Genomic DNA, 263 nt, shown 5'->3' on the forward strand with positions numbered 1-263 from the left:
TCGTACCGGTTTGAACGATGCCGCGATGACCAGCTTCTTGCGGCCCAGCTCGAAATGGCATCGCCACCTTCGGGCCCAGAGGGCTGGCGACGCTCGCCTATGGGAGAGCGCGGTGCTGTTCCATCTGCGCGATGCGTTCCGCTCCGGAGATGTCTGGCTTACTAGGTCCCGGCGCTATGGCGATCTGAAACACGCACTCGTTCCGGCACAATCCATCGCGGAAGGCGGTCGTCTCGCTGTGCCATTGCGGCCGGAGGAATGGC

1 protein-coding gene is annotated in these 263 nt (G+C 63.5%); it reads left to right on the top strand.

The features are described from left to right. Positions 1-263, top strand: a 263-nt coding sequence (locus CVH10_RS21490; protein ID WP_146143243.1) for a hypothetical protein, incomplete at both ends; no start/stop codon positions are given.

Source organism: Halomonas sp. ND22Bw, from assembly GCF_003011945.1.
Lineage (GTDB): Bacteria > Pseudomonadota > Gammaproteobacteria > Pseudomonadales > Halomonadaceae > Halomonas > Halomonas halophila.